Source organism: Paraburkholderia sp. XV (genome assembly GCF_020177535.1).
In the GTDB taxonomy this organism is placed as follows: domain Bacteria; phylum Pseudomonadota; class Gammaproteobacteria; order Burkholderiales; family Burkholderiaceae; genus Paraburkholderia; species Paraburkholderia caribensis.
In genome coordinates this window covers 1-17493 of the sequence record NZ_JAGUUD010000143.1, presented here as the reverse complement: position 1 = coordinate 17493, position 17493 = coordinate 1, and the positions used below count along the sequence as shown (strand labels likewise).

Below are 17493 nucleotides of genomic sequence, written 5' to 3'. Positions count from 1 at the left end.
CCAGCGTCGAATTCGCGTGGAAGTACTTGATGCCGCCACCGTTGACGATGTTCGTCACCTGGTTGTTGATGCTGTTGACGTTCCCTGCGATGTTTGCAACGTTGTTGCTCAGGTTCGACACGTTCTGGTTCGTCTGGTACAGCTGCGAGCCATTCACCGCGTCCGTGCTCGTCGCGCTCAGATTGCCAGCCGTCAGGTTGGTGATCTTCGTGCCGCCCGCACCCTTCAGCGTGACCGTGCCCTTCGTGCCGTCATCGTACGCAACCGCATTGGCCGTGCTGCCGATGATCGCCGACTGCAACTGGCTCACGTTCACCGCGTCCGTCGCCGCAGAACCTGCCGCCACGTTCGTGATGCGGCGCTCCGCGCCCGCCTTGCCAACCGACACTTCACCCGCCGGTGCCGTACCCGACAGCGTGCCCGTGCCCGGGTTGTACGCCGCCGCCGACAGGTTCGCCGTCGTCGTCGAGTTCGCACCCAGCGCCACCGAGTTCGCCGCCGTCGCCTGCGCATTGCCGCCAATCGCCACCGACTCCGCACCCGAAGCTACCGAGTCCGCCAGCGTCGAGTTCGCGTGGAAGTACTTGATGCCGCCACCGTTGACGATGTTCGTAACCTGGTTGTTGATGTTGCTGATGTTGCCGCCAATGTTGTTGACGGTGTTGCTCAGGTTCGACACGTTGTTCGAAACGTTATTGACCTTCGCATCTTCCGACATCAGCTGGCTCACGTTCACCGCATCCGTCGCGGCATACCCTGCTGCCACGTTCGTGATGCGGCGCTCTGCGCCTGCCTTGCCCACCGACACTTCACCTGCTGCCGTCGATGCCGAGATCGCCGTACCACCAACCGGCGCGAAGCCTGCCGATGCCAGCGTCGTCGAGTTCGCCACCGAGTTCGAGCCCAGCGCCACCGAGTTCGCCGTCGTCGCGCTTGCGTTGCCGCCAATCGCTACCGACTCCGTACCCGATGCCACCGAGTCCGCCAGCGTCGAGTTCGCGTGGAAGTACTTGATGCCGCCACCGTTGGTGATGTTGTTGACGGTGTTGCTGATGTTCGTGATGTTGCCCGTCCCCGTGTTGATGTTGTTCACGGTGTTCGACAGGCTGCTCAGGTTGTTCGAAATGTTGTTGACCTTCGCATCTTCCGACATCAGCTGGCTCAGGTTCACCGCGTCCGTCGCTGTGAGGCCCGCTGCCACGTTTGTGATGCGACGCTCTGCGCTCGCCGTGCCCACCGACACTTCGCCACCCGCTGCCGTCGAGGCCGAGATCGCCGTGCCGCCAACTGGCTGGAACCCCCCTAAAAACAGCGTCCCCGACTTCGCCACCGAGTTCGCGCCCAGTGCTACCGAGTTCGCCGTTGCTGCGCTCGCCGCACCACCGATCGCCACCGAGTCAGTGCCCGCTGCTACCGAGTCCGCCAGCATCGAGTTCGCGTGGAAGTACTTGATGCCACCACCCGTCCCCGTGTTGATGTTGTTCACGGTGTTCGACAGGCTGCTCAGGTTGTTCGAAATGTTGTTGACCTTCGCATCTTCCGACATCAGCTGGCTCAGGTTCACCGCGTCCGTCGCTGTGAGGCCCGCTGCCACGTTTGTGATGCGACGCTCTGCGCTCGCCGTGCCCACCGACACTTCGCCACCCGCTGCCGTCGAGGCCGAGATCGCCGTGCCGCCAACTGGCTGGAACCCCCCTAAAAACAGCGTCCCCGAGTTCGCCACCGAGTTCGCGCCCAGTGCAACGGAGTTGGAGTTGGTTGCGGTTGCACCTGCACCCAGTGCAACGGCAGCCGTTGCAGAGGCCGTCGCCGATGTACCGATGGCAGTCGCGCCAAACATCGTTGCTAACGAAGCGTCACCGAAAGCCGCCGCCGAGTTCGCGTTTGCAGTCGCGCTGTAACCTATCGCGGTTGCCCGCACACCCCCAGCACGTGAATCCGTTCCGAATGCGGCTGCGGCACCACCATTAGCAACGCTCCGAATACCAAACGCGATTTGGTCAAAGTTGCCGTATGTTTGCCCGTTCCATGCCGTTCCAGACCCAGCCCCGCCGGCATTTGCGCTGCCGCCAATCGCAATTGAACTGTTGCCGGAAGCTGTCGTGCAATATTGCGATTGCCCGTTGTTGCTACCAATTGCGATAGACGACTGCGATGTGTCGGTCGTTTCGCAAGCGCCCATCATGATGCCATTGCCCGTGTTGGCAACAGCAGCTTCCGGGAGCAAGACGACACCAGCCAGCGCAATCGCGCCCGCGAGCAGCTTGCCACTGGAGACAGATTTACCACGCCCCTTTGCGTTCTCTTGCGCCGCAACCCACGTCCCGGTTGATTGATTCCAGATTGACCGATACGTCTTATTCATAAGTATTCCTAAAAATATTGAGATGTCGCCAGCACGGAAGAGGTTGTTCCAGCCCGGCAATGAGATGCCTCTCGCATCCACCAGGCGAATGCGGCGCTCACGCGAAAATCAAGTGTTAAGACCGGCTCCGAAGAACCCTGACCGCTGATCCGGCTATTCCGCCGCCGGAGCCGGTTTTTGAGATGGGCCGTCTAAGAACTATTAAGACCTTGCCTTTTCTACCTACCGTGTGTGCACTTTATTGCGATACAACAAGGGGCTAAATCGGACGACTCCTAAAGCAGGCTGATAACGCATGCGTAGAAAGAACGGCACGGTTTTTTTAATCGGCGAAGCTTAAGATTTAAGGCGGCTGTAATAAGACCGGGCGTCGGCGAGCGTCGGGCGATACGGCGGTTGAGGTGATCGGGTCGCAGGAAACGCGCCCTGTACCGAAGTCGCAGTTACGGGGTATGTCCCTTTTATTCGATGCTCACTCGTCGGCCGTGAAGATTCGAGCAGCTCGGTCATTTGATGCAATTTCCGGCGCGTCAGAAAGACGAATATCGAGGTAGCCCGTATCGCTCGACGCTCGCGGAAAAGCAAAAAGCCCGGTTTGCTGTTACCAGCAAACCGGGCTTCTGAATGAATTTCCCGAACGTATCAGATCGAAAACTAAAATGGCTTGATCACCACCAACGCCACCGCCGCCAGCATCCCCAGCACGGGAAGTTCATTGAACATCCGATACCACTTGTGCGAGCGCCTGTTCTCACCGCGCTCGAACGTCCGCAGCAGCACGCCGCAGTACGCGTGATAGATGATCAGCAGCACCACCACGCCGACCTTCGCGTGAATCCAGCCCTGTCCACTGCCAATGCCGACGTAAAGCCACAGCCACAACCCGCACGCCAGCGCCGGCACCGCAATGAACGTCATGAAGCGAAACAGCTTGCGCGCCATGATCAGCAGACGCTTTACCGCGTTCGGATCGGTCTCCATCGCGAGATTCACGTAGATTCGCGGCAGATAAAAAAGCCCCGCGAACCATGAAGCCACCAGAACGATGTGAAACGTCTTGATCCACAACATCGGCATCAATCCTTGTATTTGTTTCGGTGATCGAAATTATTGACGGCCTTCGCCGTGCCCCAGCACGACGTACTTCATCGACGTCAACCCTTCCAGCCCGACCGGCCCGCGGGCATGCAACTTGTCGTTCGAGATGCCGATCTCCGCGCCGAGACCAAACTCGAAACCGTCGGCAAAGCGCGTCGATGCGTTGACCATCACGCTCGCCGAATCCACTTCGCGCAGGAAGCGCATCGCGCGGTCGTGGTCTTCGGTGACGATCGCGTCCGTGTGGTGCGAGCCGTATTCGTTGATGTGTTCGATCGCTTCGTCGACGCCATCTACGAGCTTGATCGCCAGCACAGGCGCGAGATATTCGGTGCGCCAGTCTTCTTCGGTTGCATCGACGAGCGGAGCGACGCCTGCCGCTTCGAGCACCTTGCGCGCCGCGGGATCGACGCGCAGTTCCACATCCTTGCCGCGATACAGCTTGCCGAGCGCCGGCAGCACTTCTGCCGCGATGCCGCGCGCGACCAGCAGCGTTTCCATCGTGTTGCACGTGCCGTAGCGATGCGTCTTCGCGTTGTCGCACACGGTCAGTGCCTTGGCGATGTCCGCGCGATCGTCGACATACACGTGACAAATGCCATCGAGGTGCTTGATCATCGGCACGCGGCCTTCTTCGATCAGGCGCGCGATCAGGCTCTTGCCGCCGCGCGGCACGATCACGTCGACGTATTCGGTCATCGTGATGAGTTTGCCGACTGCCGCGCGATCGGACGTCGCGACGACCTGCACCGCGTCCTGCGGCAAGCCCGCTTTTTCGAGCCCTTCGCCGATCAGCTTCGCCAGCGCCGTGTTGCATTCGAGCGCTTCCGAGCCGCCGCGCAGAATGGTCGCGTTGCCGGACTTGAGACACAGCGCCGCCGCATCAATGGTCACATTCGGCCGCGACTCGTAGATGATGCCGATCACGCCCAACGGCACGCGCATCTGACCAACCTGAATGCCGCTCGGCCGATACTTCAGGCCGCTGATCTCGCCGATCGGATCGGGCAGCGTGGCCACCTGCCGCAAGCCTTCGACCATCGTCTTCAGCGCTTTGTCCGACAGCGTCAGGCGATCGATGAACGCGGCATCGTGACCTTTGTCGCGGGCGCGCGCCAGATCGCGTGCATTGGCTGCCTTCAGCGCATCCGTGTCGCGTTCGATCGCAACCGCGACGGCTTCGAGCGCGGCGTTCTTCGCCGCCGTCGACGCCCGCGCCATCGCACGCGATGCGTGACGCGCGCGGCGGCCGAGGTCGGTCATGTATTGGTCGATATCCATGATGATTCCCGTTGTGCCGCGATGTGCATGGACGCGGCAGACAGTTTCTGTAAGCGGAACGATCCGCCGATTGTATGACGTGTGACCGTTGTCTGCTCGGGCGAGCGGCGCCGTGTCACGGGCTGGGGAAGGGCTGCCGCGCGGCTTATATGACGGATCTGCGGCTTCGCTGTGTCTGACTGAATACGGCAGGCGCTACAGCGATCAGATCCGTCAGGCGTGCGACAGCCTACGACGGTCGGCGCATTGGCGCCGGTCGCGCTGGCGCTGGCCGCGTCGGCGCGCCACGCACGGGAGAAGCCGATGCACCGGCAACGGTCATCGCGAGTTCGAACAGTCCGGCCCACGGATCGGGCGGCGGATCATTGCGATGATTGCCCGGCGTGCCGCCCGACAACCCCTTCACCTGCCGATCGAGCTTTGCCGCCAGCGCCAGCGCTTTTTCCAGCGAAGTCTCGGTGACACGCGACAACGCAGGCCCGACGAGCCGCTCGCGCGGCCCCCACACGCGGTTTTCGCGCAGCAGCATCGGCAGCGGCTTGCCCGCCTCGACACCGCGCTTGATGCGCAACAGCGTGCGAACTTCTTCGACGACAGCCCACAGCACCAGCACGGCCGCTTCGCCTTCGCCCTTCAGGCCGTCGATCATCCGCGACAGACGACCGACGTCGCCCGCAAGCATCGCTTCGTTGAGCTTGAACACGTCGTAGCGCGCGACGTTGAGCACGGCGTCGTGAACCTGTTCGAACGACAGCGCACCCGACGGATACAGCAGCCCGAGCTTCTGGATTTCCTGATGCGCAGCAAGCAGATTGCCTTCGACGCGTTCCGCAATGAACTGCAGCGCGCGCTTGCCCTCTTCGCCAGCCGCAACGCGCTGCCCTTGCTGCGCAAGACGTTGCCCGACCCAACCCGGCAATTGAGCACGCTCGACGGGATCGATCTTCAGCGCGACGCCTGCATCGGTCAGTGCGGTGAACCACGCGGCCTTCTGCGTCGCCGCATCGAGGCGCGGCAACGTGATGAGCGTCAGCACGTCGGGATTCGCCGACGCGGCCAATGTCTTTAGCGCGTCCGCGCCTTCCTTGCCGGGCTTGCCCGTCGGAATGCGCAATTCGACCAGTTGGCGGTCGCCGAATAGCGACATCGACTGACTCGCGCCGAGCAGCGAACTCCAGTCGAAGCCGCGTTCCACCGTGAACACCGTGCGGTCGGTAAAGCCGTTCGCGCGCGCCGTCGCGCGGATGCGGTCGCACGCTTCCTGGGCGAGCAGATGCTCGTCGCCGTACACGACGTACAGACCGGCGGGACCTTTCGCGAGATGCGCTTCGAGCGCGTCAAGACGCAGTTGCATGGCGACGGATGAACGAGAGTGAAAGCAGGTCGATGCTGCGGATCAAAGCGGCGGCGGCGGCAGCGGCGCGCGCGGATTGACGCCCGGCACTTCCTGGCCCGGTGCCGGATGCAGCGAGCGCACGACGGCAAGACGGCGCATCAGCTGATCGACGGCGTCGTTCTGCATGTCCGCGTAAAGAATGTCGGCTTCCGACGCCTTCGCTTGCGAGAACTGGTCGCTATACGTCATTGCGCGATTCAGATGGATCGCGCTCGGCGGAATCAGCAACGTGCCGTCAGCGCCGCGCACCGTATAGTTCAGCCAGTAGTCGAGCGCGTATTCCTCGACCACGCCCAGCGAGTTCAGCGTCAACACGCTGTTGCCGCGACCTTCGGAAATAGACAGGATGGCGTCCGCGTTGGCGGGCGAATTGACGATGACAGTGTCGCTGCCGCCCTGCACCATGCGCGTGAGACGCGCGGAGACGGGCGCCGACGCGCCCGTGATGGCGAGGCGCTTGAACGCATAGTCCTGCTGCCCGCGCAACTGGAAGCCGCACGCGGACAGCAGCGCCGCGCTGCACGCCAGAGTCAAAAACGATCTGCGAGTCACATGAGCTCCTGGTTCGCAGTTAAAGCGCAATCGATGCACGCATCAGACGACGACGTTCACGAGGCGGCCCGGCACGACGATCACTTTCTTCGCCGGCTTGCCCTCGCTGAACTTCGCGAACATCTCGTGCGCGAGCGCAACGGCTTCGATCGCTTCGCGCGAGGCGTCCTTCGCGACCGTCACGGCGCCGCGCACCTTGCCGTTCACCTGCAGCACGAGTTCGATCTCGCTTTGCTCCAGCGCCTTTTCGTCGACCTTCGGCCACGGCGCGTCGAGCAGCGTGCCGAACTCGGCTTCGTAACCGAGCTCTTGCCACAACTGGAACGTGAGGTGCGGCACGACCGGGTACAGCACGCGCAGCAGCACGCCGTAGGTTTCGCGCAGCACGGCAGCGCCCGCGCCCTTCGCACCTTCGACCGCGTTGAGCATCTTCATCGCCGCCGACACGACCGTGTTGTACTGCAGACGCTGATAGTCGAAGTCCGCCTGTTTCAGCACGCTGTAGATCTCGCGGCGCAGCGTCTTCTCGGTATCGGTGAGCTTTGCGGCGTCGAATGCACCGGGCTGCGACAGCGCCGCTTCATTCGCCTGGCCGAACGCCCACACGCGACGCAGGAAGCGGCTCGCGCCCTCCACACCCGCGCCCGACCATTCGAGCTGCTGCTCCGGGGGAGCCGCGAACATCGTGAACAGACGCGCGGTATCCGCGCCGTACTGGTCGATCAGCACCTGCGGATCGACGCCGTTGTTCTTCGACTTCGACATCTTCTCGACGCCGCCCAGCACGACGGGCTGGCCATCGGCGTTGAGCGTCGCGCCGACCGGGCGGCCCTTGTCGTCGTGCGTGACGGTGACGTCGGCCGGGTTGTACCAGGTCTTCTTGCCCGCTTCGTTTTCGCGGTAGTAGGTTTCGTTGAGCACCATGCCCTGCGTGAGCAGGTTCTTCGCCGGCTCGCCGAACTTGACGATGCCCAGGTCGCGGCAGACCTTCGCCCAGAAACGCGAGTACAGCAGGTGAAGAATGGCGTGCTCGATGCCGCCGATGTACTGGTCCATCGGCATCCAGTAATCGGTGCGCTCGTCCACCATCGTCTTCGCATCCGGCGCCGCGTAGCGATAGAAGTACCAGGACGAATCGACGAAGGTATCCATCGTGTCGGTTTCGCGCTTCGCAGCCGCGCCGCAGGTCGGGCACGTGCAGTTCAGGAACGCTTCCGACTTCGCGAGCGGGTTGCCCGTGCCGTCCGGCACGAGGTCTTCCGGCAGCACGACGGGCAGATCCTTCTCGGGCACGGGCACGTCGCCGCACGACGGGCAGTGGATGATCGGGATCGGCGTGCCCCAGTAACGCTGGCGCGAGATGCCCCAGTCGCGCAGACGCCACGTGACCTGCTTGTCGCCGAGGCCGAGCGCCTTCAGATCAGCCGCGATTGCGTCGACGGCTTCCGCGTACTTGAGCCCGTCGTATTTGCCGCTGTTGACCAGAACGCCGTTTTCCTTGTCGCCGTACCATTCCTGCCACGCATCCGTCGAGAACGTCTGGCCTTCGACCGCGACCACCTGCTTGACGGGAATGCCGTACTTCTTCACGAACGCGAAGTCGCGCTCGTCGTGCGCGGGCACGCCCATCACGGCGCCTTCGCCGTAGCTCATCAGCACGTAGTTGCCGATCCACACCTCGATCTTTTCCTGCGTCAGCGGATGCGTGACGAAAAAGCCCGTGGCCATGCCCTTCTTTTCCATCGTCGCCATGTCGGCTTCGGCGACGCCGCCGTGCTTGCATTCGTCGATGAACGCCTGCAGTTCCGGCCGGCCCTGCGCGAGGCGCGTTGCCAGCGGATGCTCCGCGGCGACCGCGCAGAAGGTGACGCCCATGATCGTGTCGGCGCGCGTCGTGAACACGCGCAGCAGCTTCTTTTCGCCGTCCAGTTCGTACGGGAAGCCGAAATTCACGCCGAAGCTCTTGCCGATCCAGTTCTGCTGCATGATCTTCACGCGCTCGGGCCAGCCGAGCCCTTCGAGATCGTTCAGCAGTTCATCCGCGTATTGCGTGATGCGCATGTAGTACATGGGGATTTCGCGCTTCTCGACGAGCGCGCCCGAGCGCCAGCCGCGGCCGTCGATCACCTGCTCGTTTGCGAGCACGGTCTGATCGACGGGGTCCCAGTTCACCGTGCCCGTCTTCTTGTACGCGATGCCCTTTTCCAGCATCTTCAGGAAGATCCACTGGTTCCACTTGTAGTAGTCCGGGCTGCAGGTGGCGACTTCGCGCGACCAGTCGATGGCGAGACCCATCGACTGCATCTGCTTCTTCATGTACGCGATGTTGTCGTACGTCCACTTTGCGGGCGGCACGTTGTTGGCCATCGCCGCGTTTTCGGCAGGCATGCCGAACGCGTCCCAGCCCATCGGCATCAGCGTGTTGTAGCCGTTCATCCGCAGATAGCGGTACATCACGTCGTTGATCGTGTAGTTGCGTACGTGCCCCATGTGCAGCTTGCCCGACGGATACGGCAGCATCGAAACGCAATAGAACTTCGGCTTGTCGGCCTTTTCCGTCGTTTTGTACGCGTCGGTGGCGCGCCATTGTCCTTGCGCGGCGGATTCGACGTCGGAGGGAACGTATTTTTCGTGCATGGTGTGATGGGATCGCTGTTCGGTGCCGCTGTTCGGGTGCTTCGGCACCGGCACGGTGCTCTGCGTGATGAATGTCTTGTCGATTCCCCTCTCGTCAAGGGGAAAGGGCTGATTATACCGTTCGGCCGGGTTCACGCCGCGCGCGATTGAGCGTAGGCGATGCGTTTTGCGCGCCGATTCGGCGTGATGCGTGGTGAAAGCGGGCGGTTTCCCGGCGCGACTGGCTTCCGCTTATTGCGCAGCCGGTGCGGCGGCGGGAGGCGTCGGCTGGCCCGCCTTGGTGTCGCCCGCCGGCGGCTCGGTCACGAAACCAATCCGCTCCAGACCCGCCTGCTGCGCCGCGCCCATCACCTGCGCGATCACTTCGTAGCGCGTCGAGCGCTCGGCGCGAAGGTGAATTTCCGGCTGTTCCTTCTGCTTGCCCGCGTCGTTGAACTGCGCGCGCATCTGGTCGAGCGTGATGGGCTTGTCGTTCCAGTAGAGCTTGCCCCCGGCGTCGATCGACAGCGTGATGGTCTGCGGCGTCTCGCGCGCCTCGGCGGCCGCGACGCGCGGCAGATCGAGCCGGATCGCGTGCGTGAACAGCGGCGCCGTGATGATGAAAATAACGAGCAGCACCAGCATCACGTCGATCAGCGGCGTCATGTTGATGTCCGCCATCGGCGCGGCCGTCTTGTGCCTGTCGAGTCCGCCGAATGCCATGTGTCGTGCCTCGTTCTTCCCGTTCGATACGTGCCGATGCGAGTTGCCCCGGCGCCCGAGCCTTTCGCGCTACGCCTGCGTCCGCGCGGGCGCCCGCTCGCCGCGGCCCAGCGCGTCGCTGTGCGCGCCGCCGCGCGCGTTGTCGGATGCGTCGCCCGTGGGCGCGCAGACGTACGCGTGCAGATCGTGCGCGAAGCCGTCGAGTTCCTCCGACAACTGCCGCACCACCCGACCGAGCACGTTGTAGGCAAGCACGGCGGGAATCGCGACGACGAGGCCGAACGCCGTCATGATGAGCGCCTCGCCGACTGGACCTGCGACGTTCTCGATCATCGCCTGCCCGCTTTGCGCGATGCTGCCGAGCGCGTGATAAATGCCCCACACGGTGCCCAGCAAGCCGACGAACGGCGCCGTGCTGCCCACCGACGCCAGCAGCACCTGCCCGAACTCGAGCCGCCGCTGCGAGCGGTGCAGCGCCTGGCGCAGCGCCCGCAGCACGCGTTCGCTGCGCTCGACGCGCGCGAGCAGCACGCCCGGCGTCTCGACTTCCGACGCCTGCAGCGCCGCTTCCGCCAACGGAGAAAAGATGTGCTCGCGATCCGCGAGACGCAGCGCCGCGACGCCGTCGGACAGCGTGGGCGCCTGCCAGAACCGCGCAATGGCGCGCGGCCCTTGCCGCTTCGCGCGGCTGAGAATCCAGCTTTTGACGATCAGGAAACACCAGCTCGCAATCGACATCGCCAGCAACACGTACGCGACGCCATGCGTGATGGCGTCGCTGGTTTGCAGGTAATGGATGATGCCGGTGTCTGCCATCGGAACTCTTTGGTCGCCTCGGCTACGGCGCCTTGGCGGATGAGAACAGGCTCACGCGGTGTCTAGCGCAAGCCGAGCACGTCCTGCATGTCGAACAGGCCGCTCGGGTGGCCTTCGAGGAAACGCACCGCGCGCACCGCGCCTTGCGCGTACGACAGGCGGCTCGCCGACTTGTGCGTGATTTCGATGCGCTCGCCGATGCCCGCGAACAGCACCGTATGGTCGCCGACGATATCACCGCCGCGAATCGCCGAGAAACCGATGGTGGACGGATCGCGTTCGCCCGTCACGCCTTCGCGTGCGTAGACCGCGCAGTCTTCGAGCTTGCGGCCGAGCGCGCTGGCGATCACTTCGCCCATCGTCAGCGCCGTGCCGGACGGCGCGTCGACCTTGTGACGATGATGCGCCTCGATGATTTCGATGTCGTAACCCTGCGAGAAATGAGGCGCAGCGAATTCGAGCAGCTTCATTGTCACGTTCACGCCGACGCTGAAGTTCGATGCGAACACGATGCCGATCTTTTCCGACGCGGCGCGAATCTGCGCTTTTTGCGCGTCGTCGAAACCCGTCGTGCCGATCACGAGCCTGGTGTTGGTGCGCAGCGCCGCGTCGATATGCGCGAGCGTGCCCTCGGGGCGCGTGAAGTCGATCAGATAGTCGGATTGCGCGAGCACGGCGTCGATATCGTCCGACATCAGCACACCCGTCTGCTTGCCGAGAAACGCGCCGGCGTCCTGGCCCAGTTGCGGCGCGCCTGTGCGGTCGAGCGCGCCGGACAGCGTGACGTCAGGATCGTTGAGGACGGTTTCGATGAGCATCCGGCCCATGCGGCCCGACGCGCCGGCGATGGCAATTTTCATGGGTAGTCCTGCTAACAGCGCCTGAACATCGCGCCGACAGGCAGCGCGCCGAGAGGCGACAAAAGAAACGAAGCGGGCTGCGTCTCACAGCGAAGCGGCATCGCGGCAAGACGCATGACGCATGACGGACGGACACGCCGCCCGTCATGTTACGGACAACGGAATCAGCCGCCCGTTCCCGTGCCCGTTGCCGATTGCGAGGAAGATTGCGACGACTTCGCGGGTGCGTCTTTCGACTGGCCGTTGTTGCTTTCCGGGCCAGTCGGGCCGGTCGGGCCAACAGGGTTGTCGCTCGGCACGCCTTGCATCTGCGGAGGCGGCGGACGCGTGAAGCGGAACTGCGGCTGACCCGGCTCCGTTGAATTCTGTGGCACGCCACCGTTAGACGGCGGCGTGTTCGCGCGCACCGAAGGCGTCGTGCCCGGCGCGGGCGATTGCACCGCGTTGGTCAGACGGTTCGCTGCCTGAGCGGCCTGCGCGTTCGCGTCGACGGCTGGCAGATTGCCGGCTTGCGCTGCGTCGGAGGTGGCCGAGCGCACGGTATCGGGCACCGCAACGGGCGCAGGCGCGGCCGCTGCAGCCGCGCCGCTCGCCTCGGCCGTCGCGCTCGCGACGACAGGCGCAGCCTTCACCTTCTTGCCCGTGCGATCGCCGTCGATTTCGGCGAGCAGTTCGAGGTTGGACGGCAGATCTTCGCCGCCCGACCAGCTCGCGACGCGATCACCCGTGAACATCACGATGAAATCGCGCTGCTGCACGACTGCCGTCGAGCCGCGCTTGAAATAGAAGACGTAGTCCCAGCGGTCCGCGTGGAACATGTCGGAAAGAAGCGGCGTGCCGAGTACCTGCCGGACCTGGGCGCGCGACATGCCAACCTGCATTTGCGCAGCCGCTTCCTTCGATACGAAGTTACCTTGAACCACGGTAATGCGGTACGGCGTGATGCTTTGGGCAACACGCTGAGTCAGGCTGTCATACGTGGAACATCCAGCAAGAACCGCCACCGCCGCCGCGACGATCAAGGTACGCCGTATGCGGCTCCCCCGGTTGATCAATAGAGCTTTTGGAATCATTTCCCTCACCGTGCGGGCTACGCGAGCCGCGCGTGTTTCCGTGTAAGATGACCTGAACAGCAATTCACATTACCATTAGAACCCTGCATTGTACTCTAGGGATCCCTTGCCATGACCAATCCAACCGATCTGAAGAATATCGGACTCAAGGCGACCCTACCGCGCCTCAAGATTCTGGAAATCTTTCAGCACAGCCCGGTACGCCATCTGACCGCCGAAGATGTCTATCGCAGCCTCCTGCATGAAGAACTGGATATCGGGCTCGCCACGGTGTACCGCGTGCTCACGCAGTTCGAGCAGGCAGGCCTGCTGTCACGCAGCAACTTCGAGTCGGGTAAAGCGGTATTTGAGCTGAACGAAGGAACGCACCACGACCATCTGGTCTGTATCGATTGCGGGTTGGTTGAAGAGTTTTTCGACCCTGAAATCGAAAACCGCCAGCAGGCAATCGCGAAAGAACGCGGCTTCAAGCTGCAGGAACACGCGCTCGCACTGTATGGCGTGTGCACCAAGGACAAATGCCCGCATCGCAAGCACTGACGCGCGTTTCCGGGCAGTTCGCGGGCGCGGCCCGGGCAGGATTTGCCAGTAAGACGCAGAAAGGCCCGGTCGAATTCTTCGACCGGGCCTTTTGCTTTCCTCTGCTTACCCAACCCTCAAACGTCCGCTATTTCGAACGATTCGCGTTCCAGACACCACGTTTCCGGCAGCGCCGCTTCGTCGCAATTCGGCCCGTCACCGCCACGATCGACGACCAGAAAATCGCTCACGCGCTCCAACGCGAGCAGCGGATGATGCCAGACGCCTCTCGCGTAATTGACGCCCTGCCAGCCGCGCGTCGAGAACGCTCTTAGCTTCGCTGGATCGAGATCGCCGGCCGGTGCGACGACGATCAGATAAGGCGCGTCCGACAGCGGCACGAACGCCTGGCTGCCGAGCGGATGCCGCTCCATCATCGCGATTTCGATCGGCCATGCGCGCGGCTGCGCACGAAACACATTGATCAGCGGACGGCCGCCGTGCGTGTTCACGTCGACTTTCGCGAGGTCGTGATAACGCTCGGTGGTGCCTTCGTTGATCGGGTAGTGGCGCGCGCCGTCCAGCTCGATCACGTCGCCGAATGGCGCGAACGCATCTCGTGTCAGGCGCTCGATGCGCAGTGTGTTCATGGCCGTCTCCGTCGATCGTCTCTGCCGTTCAGCGCGGGTTATTCGAGTTCGCCCCACAGGCGCAAGCGCGATACGCCGCCGTCCGGATAAATGTTGAACCGCACGTGCGTCACGGGACCGAGCGCGGCGAGTTCGGCGCTGAACGTATGCACGTTGTCCATCTGCAGCTTCTGTTCGGGCAACAGAACCGGCCAGAACATCGCTTGCGTGACGAGCGAATCGTCGGTGCCGCCCGTCACGGACGCCGCCTGCAGCGAGCAGCGATCGGGGAAATTTCCCTTGAAGTGCGCAGTATCCACCTCGACCTTGCGGATCACGCCCGGCCGCGCGAGCGCGACGATCGCCCAATCGTTGCCCGGCTCGCGGCGGCGGCGCGTTTCCCAGCCATCGCCCATGTTCACGCCGCGCCCCGGCATCAGCATCTGCGAGGCCGGCCCGAAATGCTGGTTGTTTGCGGCGACCAGATACGCGCCGTTTTCGACAGCGGCAAGATCGAGCAGGCTGCCGCGCTCGACGCGCTCCCAGTCGCGCTTCGGTTGCCCATAGACGCGCAAACGCGCCAGCCCGCCGTCCGGATACAGATTCACGCGCAGATGCGTGAACGCGCGCGCATCGCTCACTGCGACGTAGTGATGCTGATTGCCTTGCAGCGTGGTCGCGGGGACGACGGTTTGCCAGTCGGCGTTGTCGGCGGGAACGTCGTCGTCCGAATAGCAGGCTTCGATCGAGGCCGCAGGCGGGAAATTGCCCGTGAAGTGGCTCGTATCGAGATCGACGCCATGCACGATGCCCGGCCGCGCGAGCCGCACCACGCAGTAGTCGTGGCCCGTCGTGCGCTTGCGGCGCGTTTCCCAGCCGTCCATCCACTTGCCGTGATCGTCGTATTTGCCGGGGATGAACACGGCAGGCTGCGGGTCGAGCATCCGCTCTTTGGGTGCGAAGAATTCGTCGCTGGCAAACAGCGCCTTCGCGCCCAGGCGCGGGTCGGCGAGATTCATGTAGCGGCGCGTGAAAGCGGGTGCGTTCGGATCGAGAATCGGATTGGCCATGATCGGTTCAGTGTCGAGTGAGAGGAGAGGCGGCGGACCGTGAGTCCGCCGCGTTTGCCATGAGTGGTCGGTCAGATGGCGGAAAGCGTGGTCAGACGGCGTGCGCCGGGTTCGCGTGGCTCGCGCCGTTGTCCTGATCGGTGCTGGCGGGTACGAAGCGATAGTCGCTGTCGAGATTCAGCACCCGGCGGGCGCGCGCCTTGTCGATATCGTTTTCCCACACGGCGACGACGACGGTCGCGACGCAGTTGCCGATCAGGTTGGTCAGCGCGCGGGCGATGCCGACAAACCAGTCGACGGGCAGGATCAGCACGAGGCCGAGCACGGGAATCGCGGGAATCGCCGAGAGCGTCGCGGCGAGAATCACGATCGCCGAGCCGGGGATGCCGTGTGCGCCCTTCGACGTCACCAGCGACACCAGTACGACGACGATCAGATCGTGCATCGACAGCGGTGTGTTGGTCGCCTGTGCGATGAAGATCACCGCGAGCGTCAGATAGATCGAGAAGCCGTCGAGGTTGAACGAGTAGCCGGTCGGAATCACGAGACCGACGGTCGAATCCTTCACGCCCATCCATTCGAGCTTGCGCATGATCTGCGGCAGCACGGCATCCGACGAAGCGGTGCCGAGCACGATCGACAGTTCTTCGCGCAGATAACGGATCAGCTTGAATACGCTGAAGCCGGCCAGACGCATCACGACACCCAGCACGACCGCGACGAACACGATGCAGCTCGCGTAGAACACGACGACGAGCATCCCGAGCTGCTTCAGCGATTCGACGCCATACGTGCCCGTCGTGAACGCAATCGCGCCCAGCACGCCGAGCGGCGCGAGCTTGATGATGAAGCTCATCACGCGGAAGAACACCTGTGCGAGTTCGTCGATCAGATCGTTGACGCGTTGCGCGCGCGGCCCGAGCAGCGACAGCGCGGAGCCAACCAGCACGGAGAACACGAGAATCTGCAGGATGTCGCCCTTCGCGAACGCGTCGATCGCGGTGTCGGGGATGATCTTCAGCAGGAAGCCTGCCGTGTCTTTCAGGCTCTTCGCGTGCTCGGTGTAGCTGGCGAGCGAGCCGGCGTCGAGCGTATGCAGATCGATATTCATGCCGACGCCGGGCCGCGTCGCATACGCGAGCACCGCGCCGATCACGAGCGCGATCGTCGTCATGATTTCGAAATAGACGACGGCCTTCAGGCCGACGCGCCCCACTTTCTTCAGATTGCCTGCGTGCGCCATGCCGCTGACGACCACGCAGAACACGATCGGCCCGATCACCATCTTGATCAGCTTCAGAAAGCCGTCGCCCAATGGACGCAGCGACTGCGCGAAATGCGGAAATAGCGCTCCGATCACGATGCCCGCCACGAGAGCGATCACCACCCGGCCAAACAGCGAATTGAAAAACTTCAACACGGCTTTCTCCCGGTCACGAGTTGGGTCTTGAACATCTGTTCATACTGGTCCGACCAGTACTGTTATGGCGAATAGTAGGAAGCCGATATAGTGAGGTCAAGGATTGTTGGGAGGGTGTTTACCCGGTCTGGTCTGACCGGCCTTCTCGCCCGGAACTTGCGTGTAGGTGAAGGTTTGCGCGCAATGCCGAAAGCCGTTCTACAATGCTGGTCAGACCGCACCGAGCCGCCGCCGACATCATGAAAAACGTGCCGCATACTGTTACCGACTCCGCCATCTCGACGATTCGCGAGAGGATCGAAGGCGGCGTTTATCCTGTCGGCAGTTTGCTGCCGGCGCAGCGGCAATTGTCGGAAGAAATGGACATCAGCCGTGCGTCGCTGCGCGAGGCGTTATCGACGCTCGAAGCGCTCGGGCTGTTGACTATCCGTCCGGGCAAAGGTGTGTATGTGCAGTCGACGAAGGCTTCGTCGGCGCATCCGTGGCGTTTCGCGGATCAGTCATCGTTGCCGGATACTTATCAGATGCGGTTCGCGCTGGAGGGTTTTGTCGCGCGCATGGCAGCGCTGGCTATCGGCGATGACGATGTCGAATGGTTTGAGGACAATATTGCTTCGCTGCACACGGCGCTGACCAATGGCGAGCTTGATGACGCCGCGCAGTTGGACTTCGATTTTCATATGCGGATCGTCAATATTGCGGGCAATGCCGCTATCGAGTCGATCTTGCGGAGTAGTGCCGACATCATGAAGGAAAGTCAGCGTATGCCGTTCTATCGGCGTGAGCTTGTGCTGTCTACTTATCATGAGCATCGCGCGATTCTGGACGCGCTGAAGGCGCGTGATCCGCATGCGGCTGGGCTGGCTATCGAGAAGCATATTGCGAATGCGGCGCAACGAGCGGGGGTTTATTTTCCTACGCCGCAGGTTTGAGTTTTTGGTTTTGGGGTTGGGGTTGGTCGCGGTGCGGGCGGTTTGGTTTTTTTGGGTCTTTGCGGTGGCATCCGCGATTTGCCTTTGCTTTCGCTGGCATCCGCGATTCGTTAGCTCGCTTCAAGCGTCGCCCCTGTGCGGGG

The 17493-nt window shown here is 62.9% G+C and carries 15 protein-coding genes and 1 pseudogene; 2 read left to right on the top strand and 14 right to left on the bottom strand.

What is annotated here, in order from left to right; genetic code table 11:
- The 11 genes and pseudogenes from KFO72_RS37060 to KFO72_RS37010 all read right to left on the bottom strand — a co-directional run.
- Nucleotides 1–1840 (bottom strand): YadA family autotransporter adhesin (locus tag KFO72_RS37060; protein WP_412101824.1); only part of this gene is annotated, 1840 nt, incomplete at its 3' end.
- 393 nt (nucleotides 1841–2233) lie between these two features.
- Nucleotides 2234–2365, bottom strand: a pseudogene (locus KFO72_RS37055) (ESPR domain-containing protein); the annotation flags it as partial.
- A 654-nt stretch (nucleotides 2366–3019) separates the two neighbouring features.
- Nucleotides 3020–3442 (bottom strand): CopD family protein, encoded by a 423-nt coding sequence (locus KFO72_RS37050; RefSeq protein WP_098021509.1) that lies wholly within the window; start codon nucleotides 3440–3442, stop codon nucleotides 3020–3022.
- A 30-nt stretch (nucleotides 3443–3472) separates the two neighbouring features.
- Nucleotides 3473–4744: a glutamate-5-semialdehyde dehydrogenase gene (locus tag KFO72_RS37045; RefSeq protein ID WP_224100972.1), complete on the bottom strand. Its 1272-nt coding sequence runs from the start codon at nucleotides 4742–4744 to the stop codon at nucleotides 3473–3475.
- 229 nt (nucleotides 4745–4973) lie between these two features.
- On the bottom strand, nucleotides 4974–6098 hold the full coding sequence (gene holA, locus KFO72_RS37040) for a DNA polymerase III subunit delta (protein WP_225034168.1): 1125 nt from the start codon (nucleotides 6096–6098) through the stop codon (nucleotides 4974–4976).
- A gap of 42 nt (nucleotides 6099–6140) precedes the next feature.
- Nucleotides 6141–6692, bottom strand: a complete 552-nt coding sequence (lptE, locus tag KFO72_RS37035) for an LPS assembly lipoprotein LptE (protein ID WP_054928980.1) — start codon at nucleotides 6690–6692, stop codon at nucleotides 6141–6143.
- A 42-nt stretch (nucleotides 6693–6734) separates the two neighbouring features.
- Nucleotides 6735–9329 (bottom strand): leucine--tRNA ligase, encoded by a 2595-nt coding sequence (gene leuS / locus KFO72_RS37030; protein WP_054928990.1) that lies wholly within the window; start codon nucleotides 9327–9329, stop codon nucleotides 6735–6737.
- A 231-nt stretch (nucleotides 9330–9560) separates the two neighbouring features.
- Nucleotides 9561–10031, bottom strand: a complete 471-nt coding sequence (locus KFO72_RS37025; protein WP_225034167.1) for an ExbD/TolR family protein — start codon at nucleotides 10029–10031, stop codon at nucleotides 9561–9563.
- Between the two features lie 69 nt (nucleotides 10032–10100).
- Nucleotides 10101–10847 (bottom strand): MotA/TolQ/ExbB proton channel family protein, encoded by a 747-nt coding sequence (locus KFO72_RS37020; protein WP_225034166.1) that lies wholly within the window; start codon nucleotides 10845–10847, stop codon nucleotides 10101–10103.
- Nucleotides 10848–10909: 62 nt separating this feature from the next.
- Complete coding sequence (gene dapB, locus KFO72_RS37015) at nucleotides 10910–11707, bottom strand: 4-hydroxy-tetrahydrodipicolinate reductase (protein ID WP_225034165.1); 798 nt, start codon at nucleotides 11705–11707, stop codon at nucleotides 10910–10912.
- A gap of 164 nt (nucleotides 11708–11871) precedes the next feature.
- The gene (locus tag KFO72_RS37010) at nucleotides 11872–12780 is read right to left on the bottom strand and encodes an outer membrane protein assembly factor BamE (RefSeq protein WP_225034164.1); all 909 of its coding nucleotides are present in this window, start codon (nucleotides 12778–12780) and stop codon (nucleotides 11872–11874) included.
- A 111-nt stretch (nucleotides 12781–12891) separates the two neighbouring features.
- On the opposite strand from KFO72_RS37010, the gene fur reads away from it, so the two are divergent.
- On the top strand, nucleotides 12892–13320 hold the full coding sequence (gene fur, locus KFO72_RS37005) for a ferric iron uptake transcriptional regulator (protein WP_054928985.1): 429 nt from the start codon (nucleotides 12892–12894) through the stop codon (nucleotides 13318–13320).
- Between the two features lie 116 nt (nucleotides 13321–13436).
- Here fur and KFO72_RS37000 read toward each other — a convergent pair whose 3' ends face one another.
- The 3 genes from KFO72_RS37000 to KFO72_RS36990 all read right to left on the bottom strand — a co-directional run bounded on the left by KFO72_RS37000 (nucleotide 13437) and on the right by KFO72_RS36990 (nucleotide 16418).
- Entirely contained in the window at nucleotides 13437–13949 is a 513-nt protein-coding gene (locus tag KFO72_RS37000; protein ID WP_225034163.1) for an ureidoglycolate lyase, read from the bottom strand.
- A 38-nt stretch (nucleotides 13950–13987) separates the two neighbouring features.
- A complete protein-coding gene (gene alc, locus KFO72_RS36995; protein WP_225034162.1) occupies nucleotides 13988–14998 on the bottom strand; it encodes an allantoicase in 1011 nt (336 codons plus the stop codon).
- 91 nt (nucleotides 14999–15089) lie between these two features.
- Nucleotides 15090–16418 carry a C4-dicarboxylate transporter DctA gene (locus KFO72_RS36990; protein WP_225034161.1) on the bottom strand — a complete coding sequence of 443 codons (1329 nt, stop codon included), beginning with the start codon at nucleotides 16416–16418 and terminating at the stop codon, nucleotides 15090–15092.
- Nucleotides 16419–16657: 239 nt separating this feature from the next.
- On the opposite strand from KFO72_RS36990, the gene KFO72_RS36985 reads away from it, so the two are divergent.
- Nucleotides 16658–17350, top strand: coding sequence for a FadR/GntR family transcriptional regulator (locus KFO72_RS36985; RefSeq protein ID WP_036002602.1), 693 nt, complete (start codon nucleotides 16658–16660; stop codon nucleotides 17348–17350).
- The last annotated feature ends 143 nt before the right edge of the window (nucleotides 17351–17493 follow it).

Excerpts from the sequence above, each read along its gene's own strand:
- KFO72_RS37050 (WP_098021509.1), bottom strand. The coding sequence starts at position 3,442 with ATGCCGATGTTGTGGATCAAGACGTTTCACATCGTTCTGGTGGCTTCA.
- KFO72_RS37045 (WP_224100972.1), bottom strand. The coding sequence starts at position 4,744 with ATGGATATCGACCAATACATGACCGACCTCGGCCGCCGCGCGCGTCAC.
- holA (WP_225034168.1), bottom strand. The coding sequence starts at position 6,098 with ATGCAACTGCGTCTTGACGCGCTCGAAGCGCATCTCGCGAAAGGTCCC.
- leuS (WP_054928990.1), bottom strand. The coding sequence starts at position 9,329 with ATGCACGAAAAATACGTTCCCTCCGACGTCGAATCCGCCGCGCAAGGA.
- KFO72_RS37025 (WP_225034167.1), bottom strand. The coding sequence starts at position 10,031 with ATGGCATTCGGCGGACTCGACAGGCACAAGACGGCCGCGCCGATGGCG.
- KFO72_RS37020 (WP_225034166.1), bottom strand. The coding sequence starts at position 10,847 with ATGGCAGACACCGGCATCATCCATTACCTGCAAACCAGCGACGCCATC.
- dapB (WP_225034165.1), bottom strand. The coding sequence starts at position 11,707 with ATGAAAATTGCCATCGCCGGCGCGTCGGGCCGCATGGGCCGGATGCTC.
- KFO72_RS37010 (WP_225034164.1), bottom strand. The coding sequence starts at position 12,780 with ATGATTCCAAAAGCTCTATTGATCAACCGGGGGAGCCGCATACGGCGT.
- fur (WP_054928985.1), top strand. The coding sequence starts at position 12,892 with ATGACCAATCCAACCGATCTGAAGAATATCGGACTCAAGGCGACCCTA.
- KFO72_RS37000 (WP_225034163.1), bottom strand. The coding sequence starts at position 13,949 with ATGAACACACTGCGCATCGAGCGCCTGACACGAGATGCGTTCGCGCCA.
- alc (WP_225034162.1), bottom strand. The coding sequence starts at position 14,998 with ATGGCCAATCCGATTCTCGATCCGAACGCACCCGCTTTCACGCGCCGC.
- KFO72_RS36985 (WP_036002602.1), top strand. The coding sequence starts at position 16,658 with ATGAAAAACGTGCCGCATACTGTTACCGACTCCGCCATCTCGACGATT.